The 17,287-nt window shown below is 51.0% G+C and carries 14 protein-coding genes and 1 pseudogene; 5 read left to right on the plus strand and 10 right to left on the minus strand.

The features are described from left to right. Nucleotide 1 precedes the first annotated feature (1 nt). On the minus strand, nucleotides 2-1,147 hold the full coding sequence (locus EJN92_RS11815; protein WP_126128006.1) for a DUF3108 domain-containing protein: 1,146 nt from the start codon (nucleotides 1,145-1,147) through the stop codon (nucleotides 2-4). Nucleotides 1,148-1,323: 176 nt separating this feature from the next. Here EJN92_RS11815 and EJN92_RS11820 point away from each other — a divergent pair, with 176 nt between their 5' ends. Next, nucleotides 1,324-2,124, plus strand: a complete 801-nt coding sequence (locus EJN92_RS11820; RefSeq protein ID WP_227869522.1) for a PhaM family polyhydroxyalkanoate granule multifunctional regulatory protein — start codon at nucleotides 1,324-1,326, stop codon at nucleotides 2,122-2,124. Nucleotides 2,125-2,136: 12 nt separating this feature from the next. On the opposite strand, the gene EJN92_RS11825 is transcribed toward EJN92_RS11820, so the two are convergent. After that, complete coding sequence (locus EJN92_RS11825) at nucleotides 2,137-2,676, minus strand: PadR family transcriptional regulator (protein WP_126128007.1); 540 nt, start codon at nucleotides 2,674-2,676, stop codon at nucleotides 2,137-2,139. A 206-nt stretch (nucleotides 2,677-2,882) separates the two neighbouring features. Between EJN92_RS11825 and EJN92_RS11830 the strand changes: the two genes are divergently transcribed. Continuing rightward, nucleotides 2,883-4,898, plus strand: a complete 2,016-nt coding sequence (locus EJN92_RS11830; protein WP_126128008.1) for an NADPH-dependent 2,4-dienoyl-CoA reductase — start codon at nucleotides 2,883-2,885, stop codon at nucleotides 4,896-4,898. Between the two features lie 13 nt (nucleotides 4,899-4,911). Continuing rightward, on the plus strand, nucleotides 4,912-5,337 hold the full coding sequence (locus EJN92_RS11835) for a nuclear transport factor 2 family protein (RefSeq protein ID WP_126128009.1): 426 nt from the start codon (nucleotides 4,912-4,914) through the stop codon (nucleotides 5,335-5,337). 73 nt (nucleotides 5,338-5,410) lie between these two features. Here EJN92_RS11835 and EJN92_RS11840 read toward each other — a convergent pair whose 3' ends face one another. Further along, nucleotides 5,411-5,974 carry a glutathione peroxidase gene (locus tag EJN92_RS11840; RefSeq protein ID WP_126128010.1) on the minus strand — a complete coding sequence of 188 codons (564 nt, stop codon included), beginning with the start codon at nucleotides 5,972-5,974 and terminating at the stop codon, nucleotides 5,411-5,413. Between the two features lie 391 nt (nucleotides 5,975-6,365). Here EJN92_RS11840 and rfaE2 point away from each other — a divergent pair, with 391 nt between their 5' ends. After that, entirely contained in the window at nucleotides 6,366-6,845 is a 480-nt protein-coding gene (gene rfaE2, locus EJN92_RS11845) for a D-glycero-beta-D-manno-heptose 1-phosphate adenylyltransferase (RefSeq protein ID WP_126128011.1), read from the plus strand. A 72-nt stretch (nucleotides 6,846-6,917) separates the two neighbouring features. Here rfaE2 and EJN92_RS11850 read toward each other — a convergent pair whose 3' ends face one another. After that, the gene (locus EJN92_RS11850; protein ID WP_126128012.1) at nucleotides 6,918-9,428 is read right to left on the minus strand and encodes a sensor domain-containing protein; all 2,511 of its coding nucleotides are present in this window, start codon (nucleotides 9,426-9,428) and stop codon (nucleotides 6,918-6,920) included. Nucleotides 9,429-9,853: 425 nt separating this feature from the next. Here EJN92_RS11850 and EJN92_RS11855 point away from each other — a divergent pair, with 425 nt between their 5' ends. Beyond that, nucleotides 9,854-10,606, plus strand: coding sequence for a response regulator (locus EJN92_RS11855; protein WP_126128013.1), 753 nt, complete (start codon nucleotides 9,854-9,856; stop codon nucleotides 10,604-10,606). 134 nt (nucleotides 10,607-10,740) lie between these two features. Here EJN92_RS11855 and EJN92_RS11860 read toward each other — a convergent pair whose 3' ends face one another. From EJN92_RS11860 to EJN92_RS22160, 6 genes and pseudogenes are all read right to left on the minus strand, one after another. Beyond that, nucleotides 10,741-11,841 carry a protein-glutamate methylesterase/protein-glutamine glutaminase gene (locus EJN92_RS11860; protein ID WP_126128014.1) on the minus strand — a complete coding sequence of 367 codons (1,101 nt, stop codon included), beginning with the start codon at nucleotides 11,839-11,841 and terminating at the stop codon, nucleotides 10,741-10,743. Beyond that, nucleotides 11,838-12,332 carry a chemotaxis protein CheD gene (locus EJN92_RS11865; protein WP_126128015.1) on the minus strand — a complete coding sequence of 165 codons (495 nt, stop codon included), beginning with the start codon at nucleotides 12,330-12,332 and terminating at the stop codon, nucleotides 11,838-11,840. Before EJN92_RS11865 ends, EJN92_RS11860 begins: the two co-directional genes overlap by 4 nt. 22 nt (nucleotides 12,333-12,354) lie before the next feature. Further along, entirely contained in the window at nucleotides 12,355-13,188 is an 834-nt protein-coding gene (locus EJN92_RS11870) for a CheR family methyltransferase (protein WP_126128016.1), read from the minus strand. Next, nucleotides 13,178-13,774 carry a chemotaxis protein CheW gene (locus tag EJN92_RS11875; protein WP_227869523.1) on the minus strand — a complete coding sequence of 199 codons (597 nt, stop codon included), beginning with the start codon at nucleotides 13,772-13,774 and terminating at the stop codon, nucleotides 13,178-13,180. The genes EJN92_RS11870 and EJN92_RS11875 overlap by 11 nt, the downstream gene beginning before the upstream one ends. An 8-nt stretch (nucleotides 13,775-13,782) precedes the next feature. Beyond that, the gene (locus tag EJN92_RS22155; RefSeq protein ID WP_456119781.1) at nucleotides 13,783-15,438 is read right to left on the minus strand and encodes a methyl-accepting chemotaxis protein; all 1,656 of its coding nucleotides are present in this window, start codon (nucleotides 15,436-15,438) and stop codon (nucleotides 13,783-13,785) included. Between the two features lie 48 nt (nucleotides 15,439-15,486). Next, nucleotides 15,487-17,277 (minus strand): annotated as a pseudogene (locus EJN92_RS22160) (MCP four helix bundle domain-containing protein); the annotation flags it as partial. Nucleotides 17,278-17,287 lie beyond the last annotated feature (10 nt).

Raw genomic sequence — 17,287 nt, forward strand, 5'->3', positions numbered from 1 at the left:
TTTAGAGGTCAGGGGTATTTTTGGGGATGATCTTGATCACGCTCTGAGTCGTGACGATACCATTGCTCTCGGTATTACGGATTTGTAGCGGATACCAGCCGGTAGCGGGGGCTAGCCAGATTTCTAATTGCGAACTATAGGCGCCTGGGCGCGGTGCCCGGACTAAATGCCAGGTGCTAAATGTGCCCAGTTTTGTGCTCAGTTCCACTTTCTCTAAAATGGTAAATACAAACACACTGAGTTCTTTTTCCTCCGCTACCTGCAAGCTGATTTCTCTGCCCGCATAAAATTGACTAGGGTCGCCCTTGCCTATGCTGGCTAATTGCATCACAAAACTAGCCTTATCTTGGGCGCCGTCTTGTATCGCCAGTTTGGCACTGGATGCAGAGAAACTGACGGTTTTATCTTCTGGATGAAAATGGGTCGCGGTTTTGGCGCGGGTTCTTCTGGCTTCGGTACTCAATTCTGGTGCCAGGCCAAAACTATTAATGCCGCCTTCACTGGTCAGTCGGTATAGATTAATGGAGGTGAACAGCATGTCCAGACCAGCCTCGATACTTAATTTGTAGCGGTCGCCCTCTATGCTCCAATCGATAGTGCCTACCCCATAAATTGGTGCACGCGTGCTGTCTGGATCGGTACGCAGCAGTGCCATCTTCAGTTCTACCGATTCTGGCAAAGCTAAGGTGTAGCTGGCAGGTGCTGCCGGGCTGGGTTCCGGCTCGGGTTCTGGTACAGCTAATGTCTGTGCGGGCGGCTCAGCTGGCTTGGGGGGCAAATCATTGGCGGGAGCATCAGGAATGATTTGTTGAGACTCTTCGCTATTCGTTGCTAGCTTAGGCTCAGAAATTTTAGGCTGGCGTGGCTTGGGCTGGTCTTGCTGTGCTTTGAGTTCTGGCGGCGGGCTAACTAGCGCGGGCTGTCTGTCCTCCAGCAGGGTACTCGGACTTAGGCTGATTTGCACTACTTGCTCTATGCGCGGCACCGGCATGTTATGCCAATTCGGGATGGAGCTCGCTTGCAGCAGCATGATGTGCAGCAAAATGGTCAGCAAGGCGGCAACCAGGCTAGTGCGCTTGTGCTTGAGTTCTTGCATTAGTTGCCGCTGATAGAGCTTTAGTGCGGAGTCGGGCTTAGTTGAAATCATGCCACTAGTTTAAACCTTCTGCGCTGAGCTTGCGATGGTAAGTCAAATTTTGTCTTTGAATTTGCAGGCGCCGCGCAGCTAGGGTTCAGATAGCTTGACGATATTGCATGGCTGATGCACCATGCTCTCATGGCATTCTGATTTTCTATCGTAGCGTTTTTCTTAGGAGTAAAAGCATGACCTCCCCTTTTTCAAATACTGATAATCCGGCGATGGCCGCGATGAGCGATCCATTGAATTTCGTTAAAAACTTATGGGGTGGCATGCATGTGCCCGGCATGGTGACACCAACCGTATCGATCGATGAGTTAGATAAAAAAATCACTGATCTTAAAACCGTCGAATCCTGGCTGAACGTGAATATGACGATGCTGAAGGGATCGATACAAGCGCTGGAAGTACAGCGCGCCACTATCTCTACCTTAAAAGCCATGGGTGAGAGTTTTGCCGAGCAAATGAATCAGGCAAAGTCTGGCGCCGCGGCCGCTAGTAGCGACACAAAAACCAGCAACCAGACCTGGCCCATGCATGCCGCGAGCGCAGCACCGAAGGCTGCAGCACCAGAAGCACCTGCAGCAAGTAAGCCGGAGGCCAGCAAGCCAGAGGCGCCGAAATCAAGCGCTTCTGCTGCTGCCAGCAAGCCAGCGACAGAGGCGAGCTCAAACTCTGGGTTTGGCAATCCAGCGACGATGTGGAATTTGCTGCAGGATCAGTTTAAGCAAGCAGTGAGTAAGGTGATGGAGGGCGAACAAGCGGCCAGCGCCATGGCAAAGGCTGCCACTGCGGGTGTGATGGGCACTGCCGCTGCAGCCCATAGTGGAGCGCAAGTACCGGTAACAGCGGCGGCTAAAACAAACACCAAAGTAACCCCCAAGCCAGCGCAAAAAACCACTGCCGGCACCGCATCCAAGGCTGCCCCTAAGGCGAAGGCTGCCCCCAAGAAAACCGCTAAAGTCGCGAAACCACCTGCCGCTTAAAATTTCACTGATTTAGTCTGTCGCTAGCTGGCGCAGGGTCTGCAAGGCATCCTGGGTCCAGCTGATCTGACTCTGCTCGAAGGCTATCCCTGCCTTCAAGATCAGGTAGTGAATTTGCTGTTCTCGATTGAGCTTGGGCTGTTTAAAATCGCGTGCTTCAATTTTCTGGTAGGCGCATAGTTTTTCCTGGTGTAATTGCAGGCGGCGCTGCAGTTCTTCAGGTAAGCCTAGCGGGCCCAGACTAGCGTCCGCCCTGAGCTTGACCATCATTTCATCGCGTAATTGCAGCGCTTCGCTAGGCTCTCTGGCCCAGCGGCGTAGTTCTTGCTGTCCGGTGGGTAGTACCTCAAACAAGCGCTTGCCAGCGCGACCACCATCCACCTCCCTAGATATAACCCAAGCTTGCGCTTCCATACGTGCCAGTTCGCGGTAAATTTGCTGATGGCTGGCGTGCCAGAAATAGCCGATCGATTTGTCGAAACGGCGCGCCAACTCATAGCCAGATGAGGGTTTTTCTATTAACGAGGTCAATAAAGCGTGTTGTAATGACATGGGTATGCAATGTGTTTGTTTTCACGCATTTTATATGCAACTGCTTGCATAGTTAAAAAAATGTCGTTATAGTTTTATGCAACCAGTTGCATAATATTTTTTACTTTCGTTTTAACTTAGGACTTAGGCGCATCGCCGCTGTTGCGGTTTAGCGTAAGTCCGTAAGTCCGTAAGTCCGTAAGTCATTTAACTAACCAGGAAACGTCATGTCCTTCTATCCTCAGCTTAGTAAGCCACTTGATTTGGGATTTACCACTTTGCCCAACCGTCTGTTAATGGGTTCCATGCATGTGGGATTGGAGGAAGTTGAAAACGGTTTTGAACGCATGGCCGCCTTCTATGCCGAGCGCGCGCGTGGCGGGGTCGGTTTGATCGTCACCGGTGGTATCGCGCCAAACGAGCGCGCACGTCCGATGAAGGGTGGTGCCATGCTGACTACCGAGGCGGAAGCCGAGCATCATAAGATAGTCACGGCTGCGGTGCATCAAGAGGGCGGAAAAATCGCCATGCAGATACTGCATTTCGGTCGTTATTCGTATCAGCCTTCGCTAGTCGCACCAAGTGCACTGCAAGCGCCGATTAATCCCTTTGTGCCGCATGCCTTAAGTACAGAAGAAGTTGAACAAACCATAGAGGATTTCGTACGCTGCGCCGCGCTGGCGCAATCGGCAGGCTACGATGGCGTTGAGATCATGGGTTCGGAAGGCTATCTGATCAATGAATTCATCGCGGCGCGCACCAATCAGCGTGAAGATGCCTGGGGCGGCGCGTATGAAAATCGCATCCGTTTCCCGCTAGAAATCGTGCGTCGCACCCGCGAGAAGGTTGGTGAAAATTTCATCATTATTTATCGCCTCTCTATGCTCGATTTAGTGGAAGGTGGTTCGACTCTGGATGAAGTAATACAACTGGCCAAAGCGGTGGAAGCAGCGGGTGCGACCATCATCAATACCGGAATAGGCTGGCATGAGGCACGCATCCCTACCATTGCAACCAAAGTACCGCGCGCGGCCTACGCCTGGGTGACGCAAAAGCTCAAAGGCCATGTCACGATTCCCTTGGTGGCGACTAATCGTATCAACACCCCGGAAGTGGCTGAGCAATTGCTGGCCGATGGCTTTTGCGACATGGTGTCGATGGCGCGACCTTTGCTTGCAGACTCGCAGTTTATGCGTAAGGCAGAGCAAGGCCGTGCCGATGAGATTAACACTTGCATAGGCTGTAACCAGGCTTGTCTGGATCACACGTTTGCTGGCAAGGTGACTTCTTGTCTGGTGAATCCGCGCGCCTGTCACGAGACTGAGTTAGTGTATGCGCCGCTGGCTGCTGCTAAGCGGATCGCTGTGGTGGGCGCAGGTCCGGCCGGCCTCAGCTTTGCTAGCGTCGCTGCCAGTCGTGGCCATCAAGTAACTTTGTTTGATGCAGCCAGCGAAATTGGCGGCCAATTCAATATCGCTAAACAAGTGCCGGGTAAGGAAGAGTTTTACGAAACTCTGCGCTATTTTGGCAAGCAATTGAGTTTGCTAGAGGTGAATGTCAAGCTCAATACGCTGGTCCAGGCCGCTGACTTAGAGGTCTACGATGAAGTGATTCTGGCGACCGGTATCACGCCGCGGGTGCCAGCTATCCCGGGTATAGATCATCCTAAAGTATTGAGCTATCTGGAGGTCTTGCGCGACAAAAAAACTGTCGGTAAAACGGTGGCCATCATAGGCGCCGGTGGAATAGGTTTTGACGTGGCGGAGTATCTGAGTCATAGCGGCCTTAGCCCTAGTCTGGATAGCAAAAAATTCTTCGCCGAATGGGGCGTCGATACCAGTTATCAGACTGTAGGTGGTTTGTGCAAGCCCGAAGTAGAGGCGCCGGCGCGACAGATATTTCTGTTACAGCGTAAAGCCTCCAAAGTTGGCGACAATCTCGGCAAGACTACGGGGTGGATCCACAGAACGGGCTTAAAAAATCGGCGTGTGCAAATGATTGCCGGCGTTAGTTACGACAAAATTGATGATGCTGGTTTGCATATTACGGTGGCGGGCGAACAAAAAACTATTCCTGTGGACAACGTGGTTCTGTGTGCCGGGCAAGATCCTAAACGCGATTTACTCGCCGCGCTCATCGATGCCGGTAGATCTGTGCATCTGATCGGTGGTGCTGATGTAGCTACCGAACTCGATGCCAAGCGCGCCATTGATCAGGGCGCACGTCTGGCCGCAAGTATTTAATCTGGAGAAAATTATGTCGCAATTACATCCTCAGGTTGCCAACTCGCTGGCGATTTGGCACCAAATGATCGCAGGTAAAGATTTAAGTCATTTACCCGCCTTGGTGCATGCCGATGCGGTGTTTCGCTCACCGATGGCATTTCAGCCCTACGCCAGTGCGCAGGCGGTGGTGCTGATCTTAAGTACGGTGATCAATGTTTTTGAAAATTTTGTATATCACCGTGAGTTGGCGACAGAAGACGGTCTCAATGTGGTGCTGGAATTTAGCGCCACGGTCGGTGATAAGCAGCTCAAGGGTATCGATATGATACGTCTTGATACTGACGGCAAGATCGTCGAATTTGAAGTCATGATACGACCTCTGAGCGGCTTGCAAGCGCTGGGAGCGGAGATGGGCGCACGCCTGGCGCAATATCTGCCCGCCTTTAAAAAAGCCTAAAGTAAAATGGCCTGGATAATCGGCCTGGTTCATCGCCAGGCCATTTTGATCTTCAGTGTGAGATCTGTCTGGCTTATTGTGCCAGCGCTTTTTCTATATCCGCGACCAGGCTCTTGTCTTCGGGTGTGGTGACGCTAGTGTAAGAGTCCACCACTTTGCCGTTACGATCTATCAGATATTTGTAAAAATTCCATTTCGGAGTCGTGCCACTGGTCTTAATCAGTTGTGCGTACAGGGGATTGATGTCCTTGCCCTTGACCGAGGACTTAGAAAACATAGGGAATTTGACGCCGTAGGTATTGAAGCAAAATTCAGCAATTTGCTTATCATTACCAGGTTCTTGTTTGCCAAAATCATTGGTAGGGAAACCCAGCACCACCAGGCCTTTACTCTGATATTTCGCGTAGAGTTTTTCTAAACCCTCGTATTGACTGGTGAAGCCACAATAGCTGGCGGTATTTACCACCAAGACCACCTTGCCGGCGTACTGACAGAGATCTTGCGGCGTTTCATCCTGCAGACGATTAAAACTGTGTTTGAGCACCTCGGGGCAACTGGCACCCTCCGCCATCGCGCCACCTGCAGTCGCGAACAAACCTAAGCCAATGACGAGAGCGCACTTCTGAAAAGGGGACATGATGATTCCTAAAACAATGAAGCGCTAATCTTAGCCTATCTTTTTCACCCTACATATAAAATTCTATGCTGCAACGCACGCTAGCAATACATACTTACAAACTAGCATGCCCAACGCGCATATTCCATGCGCCTCTGCAGGCATGCAGGCTGGAAAGCCGCATGGAATATGCGTGAGCGGGCAGCTGCTTGTAAGATGTCGTCTTGATGAATCCTGTTCGCCGTCATCAACTGCCTTTTCGGATTTTGCGAGAGCTTAAGCCTTACCGTAAGCAGCATGCGAGCCTTGGCTTACTCAACTTAAGTCAGGCATAAACGGCAAAGGGGCTCAGTTTCACATAAAATGTCGACAACGCTAAGCGATTGATCACCTCGACTATTTAGAAACCACCATGCCCCACTTTGAAAATAAACTCAGTACGCAGGCTACTTTAGCTGCACAGTTGGCGGCCTTGCCAAGACCTATCGTCATGACCAATGGGGTGTTTGATATTTTACATCGCGGCCATGTCACCTATTTAGCCCAGGCCAGAGCGCTAGGTGCTTCGCTGGTGGTGGCAGTAAATACCGATGCCTCGGTAAAACGTCTGGGCAAGGGCGACGATAGGCCACTGAATACCTGTGCCGACCGGATGGCGGTGCTGGCTGCCTTAGCCGCTGTCGATCTGGTGCTGGAATTTGACGAAGATACGGCGCTCCAGGCCGTGCTGGCGGTGCATCCGGATATTTACGCCAAGGGCGGCGATTATCAGATGAGCGCCATCCAGGAAGGCCAGGCAGTGCTGGCTTACGGTGGCCAAGTCGCGGCGATCAGCTTTGAGCATGATAGATCGACTAGTAAGTTGCTTGCCAAGGTCAGAGCACAAGAGTAGGACTTACGCACAATCGTCCCAACGTCCTTGTATCCGCTTTGTCGTACTAAGCTACTGTCTTCGTTGTTAGCCCTAGTTGGAACAATTTTGCCTCAGTCCAGAATTTTTTTGCTGCTGTTGCAAGAGCATCTCAAATTGTTCCGCCGGCATAGGCTTGGCGAATAGATAGCCTTGCGCAAAGTCGCAACCGGCGGCGCTCAGTATCTCGCTCTGGCTAGCCGACTCTACCCCTTCCGCGACGACTTTTAAACCGAGTTTATGTGCCATCACGATGATCGCCTCGGACAGCGCCAGATCGCTTTCATCGCTACTGAGATTGCGGATGAAGGACTGATCGATCTTTAAATAATCGATCTTAAATTTTTTCAAATAAGACAGAGACGAGTAACCAGTGCCAAAATCATCCAAGGCCACCTGAATACCTGCATCGCGCAATTGACCAAGTTTTTGGCTGATCTTGGTACTGGCATCGAGCAATAAACCCTCGGTGATTTCTATGCAGATGGCCTGACCAGGCAAGCCCTGTTGATGCAGTTGCTGCACCCAGTTCAGATAGCGAGTCGTATCGCTTTGAAATTCCATGGGCGACTGATTGATGCTGATTTGAAATTGGCTTTGATACCGGCTACGCCATTTTTTTATCCACAGCAGTGCTTGCTGAAACACGTAATCACCAATCTGCGTAATCAAGCCGCAACTCTCCGCGATGGGAATAAATTCAACCGGACTAATCATGCCCAATTGTGGATGCTGCCAACGTATCAGCGCCTCGGCCTTGTCTATTGTTCCACTGGCAAGACTGACGATGGCTTGAAAATGAACTTCCAATTGTTGCTCGGCGATCGCAGTACGTAGCTCGCTGGTGAGGCGCATGCGTGCCAGCGCGGCGGTTTGTAGTTGCGAGGTAAAGTAGCTAAAGCGATTACGCCCGCTTTCCTTGGCCGCATACATGGCCTGGTCCGCATGTTTGAGCAAATTTTCCAAATTCTGCGCATCATTTGGGTAGACGGTGATACCTATGCTGGCGGAGAGATAAATTTCTTCATTTCCAAGATGGAAGGGCTGCGCCATTTTGGCGATGATATTCTGGGCGATTGCCTCCACATGATCGGGGTCGTGCTGATCTGGTAGTGAGACTGTGAACTCATCTCCGCCCAGACGCGCCACGGTATCGGATGCGCGTACGCAGGCCTGTAGTCTTTGCGCCGCTTCGACTAATAAGGCATCGCCTATCGCATGCCCCAAAGTGTCGTTGACCTCTTTGAAGTGATCCAGATCGATAAAAAACACCGCCAGCGGCAGACCGCTGCGCCGGCTTTTTTGTATATCGTGTTCCAACCTGTCGTAGAACATGCGGCGATTCGGCAAACCTGTGAGGGCATCGATATTCGCCTGACGCCAGATCAGGGCTTCTGATTTCTTTTTCTCGGTAATGTCGAGATGCGTGCCCAGCATGCGCAAGGGGCGGTTTTGCGCATCGTATTCGACAATCGCGCCGACTGTGAGTATCCAGATATACTCGCCATTTTTCTTTTTCTGGCGGTATTCAACTCTATACTCGGCAGATTTTCCATTCAGATAATTTTGATAGGCCAGAGTGATCGCCTCTTTATCATCGGGGTGTATGCGGCCCTTCCATGCCTCATTGCTCTCATGAAAATTGGCGTGATCAAAGCCGAGCATGCTGGCATATTCGGGATTGACTATGGCGATGCCGCTTCGTATATCTAAATCGTAGAGACCCTGGTGGGTGGCGGCCAGCGCCAGACGCAAGCGTTCTTCGCTCTGGCGTAGCGCGGCTTCCGCATGCTTGCGCACTGAAATATCAGTATGCGTGCCTATCACTCTGACAGGCTGGCCCTGGGCATCTCTTACGATTACCGTGCCACGGGTGAGTATCCATTTCCAAGCACCATCCTTACATTGCACCCTGTGCTCATTGGTGTAGATGGGGGTGATGCCGTCGAAATGCGCCTGCCTATCAAGGCGCATTTGCAAGAGATCATCTGGATGGGTGCGTCTATCTAATTCATTGGATAAGTCGGCGATCTCATCTTCACCGTAACCATAAATTTCCTTGAGGCGTTTAGAGAAAATTTCGATTCCAGTTTGCGGATACCAATCCCACACGCCGTCCCCGGCGCTTTCCAGCGCGAGTTGCCAGCGCTGCTCTTGTTCGTGATTCAGATGTTCGGAAATTTTTTTCTCAGAAATGTCTTCCAATATGGCGTAGCAACCAAGCACCGTACCGGCTTCAGAAAAAACCGGCAGTAACTGCGCATTGATGTCTCTGGCACCGCCCGATAAATAAGGAATGCGCGCCTGGTAACAGGTGTTGTGCCCAGCCATAGCTTGTGCTACATAAGGTCGAACTAAGTCAAAGGCGGCAGTTCCTATCACCTCGGGTAATAATTTTCCCAACACCTGTTCTGGCGTGAGTTGAAACCATTTTAGATAGGTGTGATTGATGAATTGGTAGCGAAATTGCGCATCCAAAAACGAGACGCACATAGGCAGCGCATTGAGTAAGGCCAGTAGTTGCGCCGTATCTTCCTGAAATGGCCGAGCCGGGGATGCGCTCATGAGAAGCGCACTGCCAGCGCAGAGTTATAGGCATTCATGGTGAGCAGCTGCTGTGCGTTCAAAGTCTGAGCCTAACAAATAGGAACATCGATGGTGCGAGAGCCTAGCAATAATGCGAATTACAATTCCAGAATAGCTGTGCCAACTCATTTCTGGATACTTGTGTTTCCACACTATTTTACGCAAATCAAGCGTCAACAGAAAGAATTATGGCTAAAAATCAGGGCTAAATTTTATAGACTAGTGAACAATGAAATCGCATCTCTCTAGCGCTTGCTTTTGCTGCTAGATATAAATATGATAGCAAGATAATGGCGATCCCGTTCTGGTGTTGGCGCTAACGCTAAATTTGTATTACTGTCCTATAATTGCACTACCGAATTGCGGCGCTGAATTGCAAGGCTTCTGTTGAAAGAGAAAGTGCAATGGATCAAGTAAAGGCAATGCTCTCTGCATTGCGAGCCAATTATTTGAGCGACTTCCCTAGTCATATCGACGAGCTAGAGCAATTATTGCTAGAGCTGGAAAGACATGGCTATCAACTAGAAACTTGTCGCGATCTCTACCGCCGTGTACATAGTTTAAAAGGCAGTGGCGGCACTTACGGCCTGCATGTTATTTCCGATGTTTGCCACCCATTTGAGGATCTACTCTCGCACTTGCTGGAAAATACAGCTTTACTCAAAGAAAATTTTACAGAAACAGCCTTGTTGTATGTCGATCTGCTGCGCCAGGCACATAGCTCGTATCTCAATGGGGAAGAACCGGGTTCTGAAATACACAGCGCCTTATCAGGCATCCGGCAGGCGAACACTAAAACCGCACACTCTGCATTGCTGGTCGTATCCTCAGAGCTGGTGCTGGGCTTGTTAAAAGACGTTTTGAGGTCTGAGGGATTTCGGATAGAAGTGGTCAATGATGGCTACCTTGCACTTGGACGTATGCTGGGCGAACATTTTGATCTCTTGATTACCAGTCTGGAAACCAAGCGACTGAACGGCCTGGCCTTGATCAGTGCGGTGCAAAAAAGCGGCGTCCGTAGTCACAAGACCAAGACCATCTTGCTGACCACCACGCAATTGAAAATAGTCGGTGAGCAACCCGATTTCATCATCAAAAAAGACGCGCATCTCAAAGATAAATTCAAGCAAGCGGTGGCGGAGATTATTCGTAGTTAGCGCCTGCCTGAAACAGTATTGCGCGTCTTCTTCCTCACTATTTAAATCGCCTGCGCAGCATCCATGCGCCTCGCAGCCTGATATTGGTCTGCAAGGCGCATGGATATTGCGCATCGTTTTTTAAAAGTTCGCCTTTAGCCGTGCTTACGGCCATACGCTTCTATCAAGCCTGCGATATTGCTCAAAGGCGTAATCTTGTCGATTGCGCCCAGTTTGACGGCTTCTTTAGGCATGCCATATACCACGCAAGTTTTTTCATCCTGGGCGATGGTTTCGGCACCTGCGTCATGCATCTCGCGCATACCTAGTGCGCCATCGTCACCCATGCCTGTCATGATGATGCCAAGCACATTACGGCCGGCGCATTTGGCGACCGAGCGAAATAGCACATCCACTGAAGGCCTATGCCGATTGACGGGCGGTGCATCGATCACCTCGACATGGTATTGCGCGCCACTACGCTTGACCTGCATATGCCGTCCGCCAGGGGCGACCAGAGCGCGACCGGGTATAACCCTATCGCCATTCTTGGCCTCTAGCACTTCTATGTCACAAATACTATTGAGCCTATCGGCAAACGCCGCGGTAAATTTTTCCGGCATATGTTGCACAATCACGATACCAGGGACAGTACGCGAGAGCTGCGTCAGCACCACCTCTAGTGCTTGGGTGCCGCCAGTGGAGGTGCCGATTGCCACCAATTTGTCGGTCGTAATTGCCATCGAAGTGAGCGAGGTCTGGCTAGCCTCACTCGCTGGCATGACCTGATCTATACTCAGTTTTTTTGGCGGGGTGAGTCCAGCCATGGTCATCGATTTTACGTGCCGCATATTCGCAGCAGCAGCGGCTTTCACGGCCTGTACAATATCGCCTTCGTCGAGTTCTAAAAAATTCTTCAAGCCCGCTTTGGGTTTGGTTACGATCGCTACCGCGCCAGCCGCCATCGCCTGCATAGAAGTGGCGGCACCTTTCTCAGTGAGGGTAGAACAAATCACCACCGGAGTAGGGCGGATAGACATAATTTTTTTCAGGAAGGTGATGCCATCCATGCGCGGCATTTCTACATCCAGCACGATCACATCAGGCCACTGCACATTCATCTTATCCATGGCAAAGATGGGGTCGGGCGCCGAAGCGATCACTTCTATACCGGCGTCTTTTCCCAGTAGTGCGGCCAGTACCTGTCTGACTACAGCAGAATCATCGACCAGCATGACCTTAATTTTTCCGCTCATGGCGTCATTACCTTTTCTACGTGTTTCACCCAGACGTCACCAGACCAGACGTCGAACATGATATTTCTATGACCATTGCCTCCCATATGCTCGGATTTAATTTTGAAACCATGCTGCGCCAGTAGATGACGTCCTACCTCTACATTTTGGTCGGAAACTGAAAACACGCGTTTATCCTGGGTAGGAAATTGATTGCCACCACCAAATATCTTTACTTCGTAATCGTGTGGATGGGTACGGGCTTTTTTAATTTCATGCATAAATAAATGGATGGTGTCCTCTGCATATTTGCCATCGAGTTGGGCATTGTGTCCAGCTCTCTTATTCTTGGGCAGCATGTAATGACACATGCCACCTATATGTTTTTTTGGGTGCCAAAATGTGATGGATACGCAGGAGCCTAAGATAGTGCGTATCCGTGTTTCCCGGTCGCCGAAGTAAAACTCTCCGGGTTGCAGGAAAATATCAATATAAAAGCCTGGTTCGTCCATAAACTTTCTTTACTTGTTAGGCTTAAGCTTCTTTGCGGTAGATTGATGGCCCAACCAGTTTTAGTGAAGAGTTGATGCCATTCAAAGTCTCAGAATGGCTGATAATAAAGTAGCCGCCCGGGCGCAGTTTCTCGTATAGTCTTTGCACCAATTTTTGCTTGGTCTCCATATCAAAATAGATCATGACATTGCGTAAAAATATTACCTCAAACAATCCCAAATCAGGCAATTTTTCTATCAGATTGGCGACACTAAAGTGGACTTTTTTACGCAATACACCATCCACCAGGAAAAAATCTTCAAACTCTTCGCGCCCTCGCAAACAATATTTTCTGAGTAAAGATGTGGGGATCTTTTCTGCTGCCGACATAGGGTAGAGTGCACGCCGCGCTTTTTCTAACACGCGGGTAGAAATATCGGTGCCTATCACCTCCCAGCCATCGCCCGGGAAATGCTCGGCTAAGGTCATGGCGATGGTGTAAGCCTCTTCGCCGCTAGAGCTGGCGGCGCTCCAGATCCGTATCCCACGCAGGCGTGCATATTCTGGGAATACCGTTTTTTGCAAAAATTCAAAATGCTTGGGTTCGCGAAAAAAATAGGTTTCGTTGGTGGTCAGTAAGTCGATGGCGGCGGTGGTTTCGTCCTCATAACCAGGACGCCCGAGTAAGGCAAAATACGCGCCATAACTGGTCAGATCGCGGCTCCTTAGGCGCTTATCAAGCCGCCCCATGACCAGCGCTTGCTTGCCTTCATTGAGGGCAATCCCGGTGCGTTCATACAAAAATTTAGAGATCCATTCGAACTCTTGTTTTTGTAGCGCCACCGGTGCCAGGCTGCGTACTTTGTTAACTTGCATGCTCAGACTCTGTCGCTGGCACCTCAGCGCCACTCAAGGTTTGCCCCAGGGCTACCATCTCTTCGATCGATAGCACTCTATCGAGGTTGAGTACGATGATGAAGCGTCCGGCTTGCTTGGCCATGCCGCTGATAAAGTCGGGCCGGATTTTTGCACCGAAAGACGGCGGTGGTTCGATCTCGGCAGCGGCGATATCCACCACTTCGTTGACCGCATCGACCATCACGCCTATGCTCTGGCCTTCGTTTTCCTCGCTCTGCGCCATCTCTATGATGACGATACTGGTGCGGCGTGAGACGCTGGTGACGCCGCGCCCAAAGCGGGCTGCCAGGTCGACTACCGGCACTACCCGTCCGCGTAAATTAATCACCCCACGGATGAAGGAGGGCATCATCGGTACTTCGGTTAAATCACCGTATTGAATGATTTCCTTGATGTTTAAGATGCCCAGCGCATACACCTCACCGCCCAAGACGAAGGTTAGATATTGGCCAGAATTTTGCGCCGCTTCCAGTTGCGCTCTGGCCGCCAGCTCTGACGCTGTTTCGGTTTTCTTTGCTGCCATTGATCCTGAGTTGCTAGCCATGGTCGCTCCTAGAATCGTTCAAATTTGGCGTCGTCGAAACCGGTATTGGCGACTGTCTTACTGTGTTTAGGCGCGCTTTGACGTTTGCTAGACTTGGCTTCGTGCCCACCCTGGCGGCTAGATTTGCCTTGCTGCCCGAGATTAAAGAAGCCTACCAATTCCATCAATTGTTCGGCCTGACTAGTCATTTCTTCTGCGGTGGCGGCCAGCTCTTCACTCGATGAGGCATTTTGCTGGGTGATTTGATTCATCTGGTTCATGGCGGTATTGATTTGCCCGACCCCGGCCGATTGCTCTTGTGATGCCGCAGCAATCTCTTGCACCAGATCCGAGGTGCGGCCTATGCCTGGCACGATCTCATCGATCAGTTCACCGGCACGTTCCGCTGTTTTGACGCTGCCGCCAGCTAAGTCGCCAATTTCTTTGGCGGCAATCTGGCTACGTTCCGCCAGTTTGCGCACTTCTGCAGCCACCACCGCAAAGCCTTTGCCGTGCTCACCGGCGCGTGCCGCTTCGATTGCCGCATTCAAAGCCAGCATATTGGTCTGGTAGGCGATGTCGTCGATGATGCCAATTTTAGAGGCGATCTCTTTCATGGCCGAGACCGTGCGTTTGACGGCGTCGCCGCCTTCTATCGCTTCTTTGGAGGCCTTGCCGGCGATGCCATCGGTGACTTTGGCATTCTCGGCATTCTGGTTAATCCCCGCTGCCATTTGCTCTATGCTGGCACTGGTTTCTTCTACGCTGGCGGCTTGTTCGCTGGCCGCTTGCGATAAGGCTTGCGAGGTGGCCGAGACTTGCTCGGATGCGTTCGATAAGGCATCGGTGGCGTTGATGACGTCGGTGACGATTTGCGAGAGCTTGTCGACGGTTTCGTTACTGGCTTCTTTTAAGGCGCCGAAGGTGCCCTGGTAATCCTTCTCTATGGTTTCGGTCAGATCACCCTTGGCTAGGGCGCCGAGCACGCGCAAGACTTCATTGAGACCCTGATCACTGGTTTCCATCAGACGGTTGATGTCGCCGCTGAGTTTGGCAAAGAAGCCCGTTTTACCTTGTTCTACCAAACGGGTGGTGAAGTTGCCATTGACCGCTTGTTCGACGATATTCGCGACTTCTTTTTCGACTGCGACTTCGGCCGAGCGATCCAGCCATTCCACCACGCTCCCTAAACGTTCGCCACTGCCATTGATGACAGGATTGGCCGACAAAGCGAAGGTGCGCGCACCCACCACGATTTGCGCTTTGTAATTGCTGGTAAAAGTGGCCAGCAGATTTTTTTGATGCGCAGGGTTTTTATGGAATTGATCGATATTCGTACCGAGTAAGCGTGAGGCGCTGAAATTTGGCAACACCTTACGTAAATCGGCTTCGGCATTACTCAACATATCGACTACGGATTTATTCGCGTAGATGATGTTGCGCTCGTTATCGGCGATCATGACATTGGTGGCGCAGCCATCGAGCGCGATCTTGATGCGGGTGTTCTCTGCTGCTGTTTGCAGTTCAGCCTCGCGTGCTGCAATTTCAGCAGTGCGGTCAGCCCACTCCACGACGGTACCAACTCGTTTTCCGTCGGCATCGATGATAGGGTTTGCAATCAATCCAAAAGCCAAGTTTCCTACCTGAATTTGTGTCTTGTAGGTGGAAGTCAATGCAGACAACATGCCGCGTTGATGTGCCGGATTTTTGTGGAAGACATCGATGTTTTCACCTATGAGTTTGCGCGCATTGAAGTTCGGCAAGCTCTTGCGTAACTCGTTTTCATTGCCCTGCATCATGGCCGCTACCGTCTCATTCATGTAGATGATGTGGTTGCTGGCGTCGGCAATCATGACATTCGTACTGCACTTATCGAGCGCGTTTTTGATGCGGGTATTTTCTGCTGCTGCTTTGAGTTCAGCATCACGGGCGGCGATTTCTGCCGTTTTATCTGACCATTCCACTACCGTACCCTGGCGCACGCCAGCTTTGTCCATGATCGGTGTAGCGATGAGGCCAAAGATACGTCCGCCCACGGTGATTTGAGTTTTGTAGGTATCACGTAATCTGGCCAACATGTCGCGTTGATGTGCTGGATTTTTATGGAAGATATCAATGTTGCTGCCCATCACCCTAGGCGTGGAGAAGTTAGGCAAATCTTTACGGATATCACTCTCGGCGGCAGATAACATGCTATTGACCGAGGCGTTCATGAAGATCACGTTGTTGCCCGCATCGGCAATCATGACATTACTAGAGACGACTTCTAAGGCGGTGCGCACACGGGCATTAAAGTTGGCGGCGACATCGGCTTCGCGCAGTGCTCCTTGGGTTTGCCCCAGCGCCTCTAGTAGTTGTCCGACTTCATCTTGGCCTATCGTGCCCAAGTCTTCATCAAAGCGGCCACTCCCTAAGCCACGCGCTATATCCACAGCACGCTCTAGTGGAGTGGTAATCGAGCGGGTGATCAAATACGCCAACGCGCCCGCAATCAATACAGCAACAGCGAGCAAAATCAGCGTGAGTCTATTGGTGCTCGCCGCAGACTTTTCAGCCTCCTCGGTGCCGTCTATCACCAGTTTTCGTTGGCTCTCCAGCATGGCCTCGAGCGATTTGTTGAGGTCAGTGAATTCTTTGCGCAAGTCGCCAAAGACTAGGCCTTCCGCCTCGGCGCGTTTGCCCTCATCCACCAGTTTGATAACTTTATCCAGTGTGTCTTTATAGCCTGCACGCTCCTTCTTGATGCTCGCAAACAGCTCTTTGCCCTTGGGCGTATACAGTAGTGGCTCTAGCTTGTCCAAGGCTTCGCTTACTTTGGCGCGATTGTCTGCCATTCTCTCTTTGGCGGTGGCAATGTGCGCCTTGTCGCTGGTGGCGACCAGCTCGGTGGCGCGGGTAGCGTTAGCGCGACTAAACACTATGGCCTGGTAGGTATAGTCCGCCTTTTTGAAGTCTTTATCACCTATTTGTTGGGTGACCTCGTCGATTTGCTTGAGCTTATGGAGGCTAAACAGGCTCATGCCAATCAGAAGCGCCAACACTAGCCCAAAAGCGACATACAGACGCGTACCGATTTTATAATTATTTAAGTTCATGATCCATTTTCCTTGTGAATTATTTACCTTAGATGCCTTCATCATGACGCTAGCCATGACGCCATAAACTTCTGTCCACGCGGCTTTATGCGAGGGGGTAAAAGCGCTACCCAAGCCCTGTGCCAGGGTCTTGAGCAAAGCCGCGCCAACGGTCTGGTAGTGCGCGTCTTTGACGCCATATCCAGCATGTCGTTTTCCTAAAGATTGCAAGATAGGCACCAGGCTGTCTAAGTCATTGAGCTTGCCTACCGCTGCGCCTATCATTTGCATCAATTTTTTACCCTGCGCCTGCATGTCGCCTTTGAATAAGCGTTGCAAGCTCGGGTCCGCTTCAAACAGATTTTTATAAAATAGTTCAGCCGCCTGCGGCGCAATTTTTGCGACTTCTTGCCAGGACTGCTGAACTAGTTGTATCGTTTCTTGTTTCATGGCTTCTTCC

Origin of the sequence: Undibacterium parvum, assembly GCF_003955735.1 — a bacterium.
In the GTDB taxonomy this organism is placed as follows: Bacteria; Pseudomonadota; Gammaproteobacteria; order Burkholderiales; family Burkholderiaceae_D; genus Undibacterium; species Undibacterium parvum.

What these genes read in the sequence shown, in the direction of transcription:
- EJN92_RS11865 (WP_126128015.1), bottom strand. Translation starts at nt 12,332, where the DNA reads ATGGACGAACCAGGCTTTTATATTGATATTTTCCTGCAACCCGGAGAG.
- EJN92_RS22155 (WP_456119781.1), bottom strand. Translation starts at nt 15,438, where the DNA reads ATGTTGTCTGCATTGACTTCCACCTACAAGACACAAATTCAGGTAGGA.
- rfaE2 (WP_126128011.1), top strand. Translation starts at nt 6,366, where the DNA reads ATGCCCCACTTTGAAAATAAACTCAGTACGCAGGCTACTTTAGCTGCA.
- EJN92_RS11850 (WP_126128012.1), bottom strand. Translation starts at nt 9,428, where the DNA reads ATGAGCGCATCCCCGGCTCGGCCATTTCAGGAAGATACGGCGCAACTA.
- EJN92_RS11820 (WP_227869522.1), top strand. Translation starts at nt 1,324, where the DNA reads ATGACCTCCCCTTTTTCAAATACTGATAATCCGGCGATGGCCGCGATG.
- EJN92_RS11870 (WP_126128016.1), bottom strand. Translation starts at nt 13,188, where the DNA reads ATGCAAGTTAACAAAGTACGCAGCCTGGCACCGGTGGCGCTACAAAAA.
- EJN92_RS11840 (WP_126128010.1), bottom strand. Translation starts at nt 5,974, where the DNA reads ATGTCCCCTTTTCAGAAGTGCGCTCTCGTCATTGGCTTAGGTTTGTTC.
- EJN92_RS11815 (WP_126128006.1), bottom strand. Translation starts at nt 1,147, where the DNA reads ATGATTTCAACTAAGCCCGACTCCGCACTAAAGCTCTATCAGCGGCAA.
- EJN92_RS11860 (WP_126128014.1), bottom strand. Translation starts at nt 11,841, where the DNA reads ATGAGCGGAAAAATTAAGGTCATGCTGGTCGATGATTCTGCTGTAGTC.
- EJN92_RS11830 (WP_126128008.1), top strand. Translation starts at nt 2,883, where the DNA reads ATGTCCTTCTATCCTCAGCTTAGTAAGCCACTTGATTTGGGATTTACC.
- EJN92_RS11825 (WP_126128007.1), bottom strand. Translation starts at nt 2,676, where the DNA reads ATGTCATTACAACACGCTTTATTGACCTCGTTAATAGAAAAACCCTCA.
- EJN92_RS11855 (WP_126128013.1), top strand. Translation starts at nt 9,854, where the DNA reads ATGGATCAAGTAAAGGCAATGCTCTCTGCATTGCGAGCCAATTATTTG.
- EJN92_RS11835 (WP_126128009.1), top strand. Translation starts at nt 4,912, where the DNA reads ATGTCGCAATTACATCCTCAGGTTGCCAACTCGCTGGCGATTTGGCAC.
- EJN92_RS11875 (WP_227869523.1), bottom strand. Translation starts at nt 13,774, where the DNA reads ATGGCTAGCAACTCAGGATCAATGGCAGCAAAGAAAACCGAAACAGCG.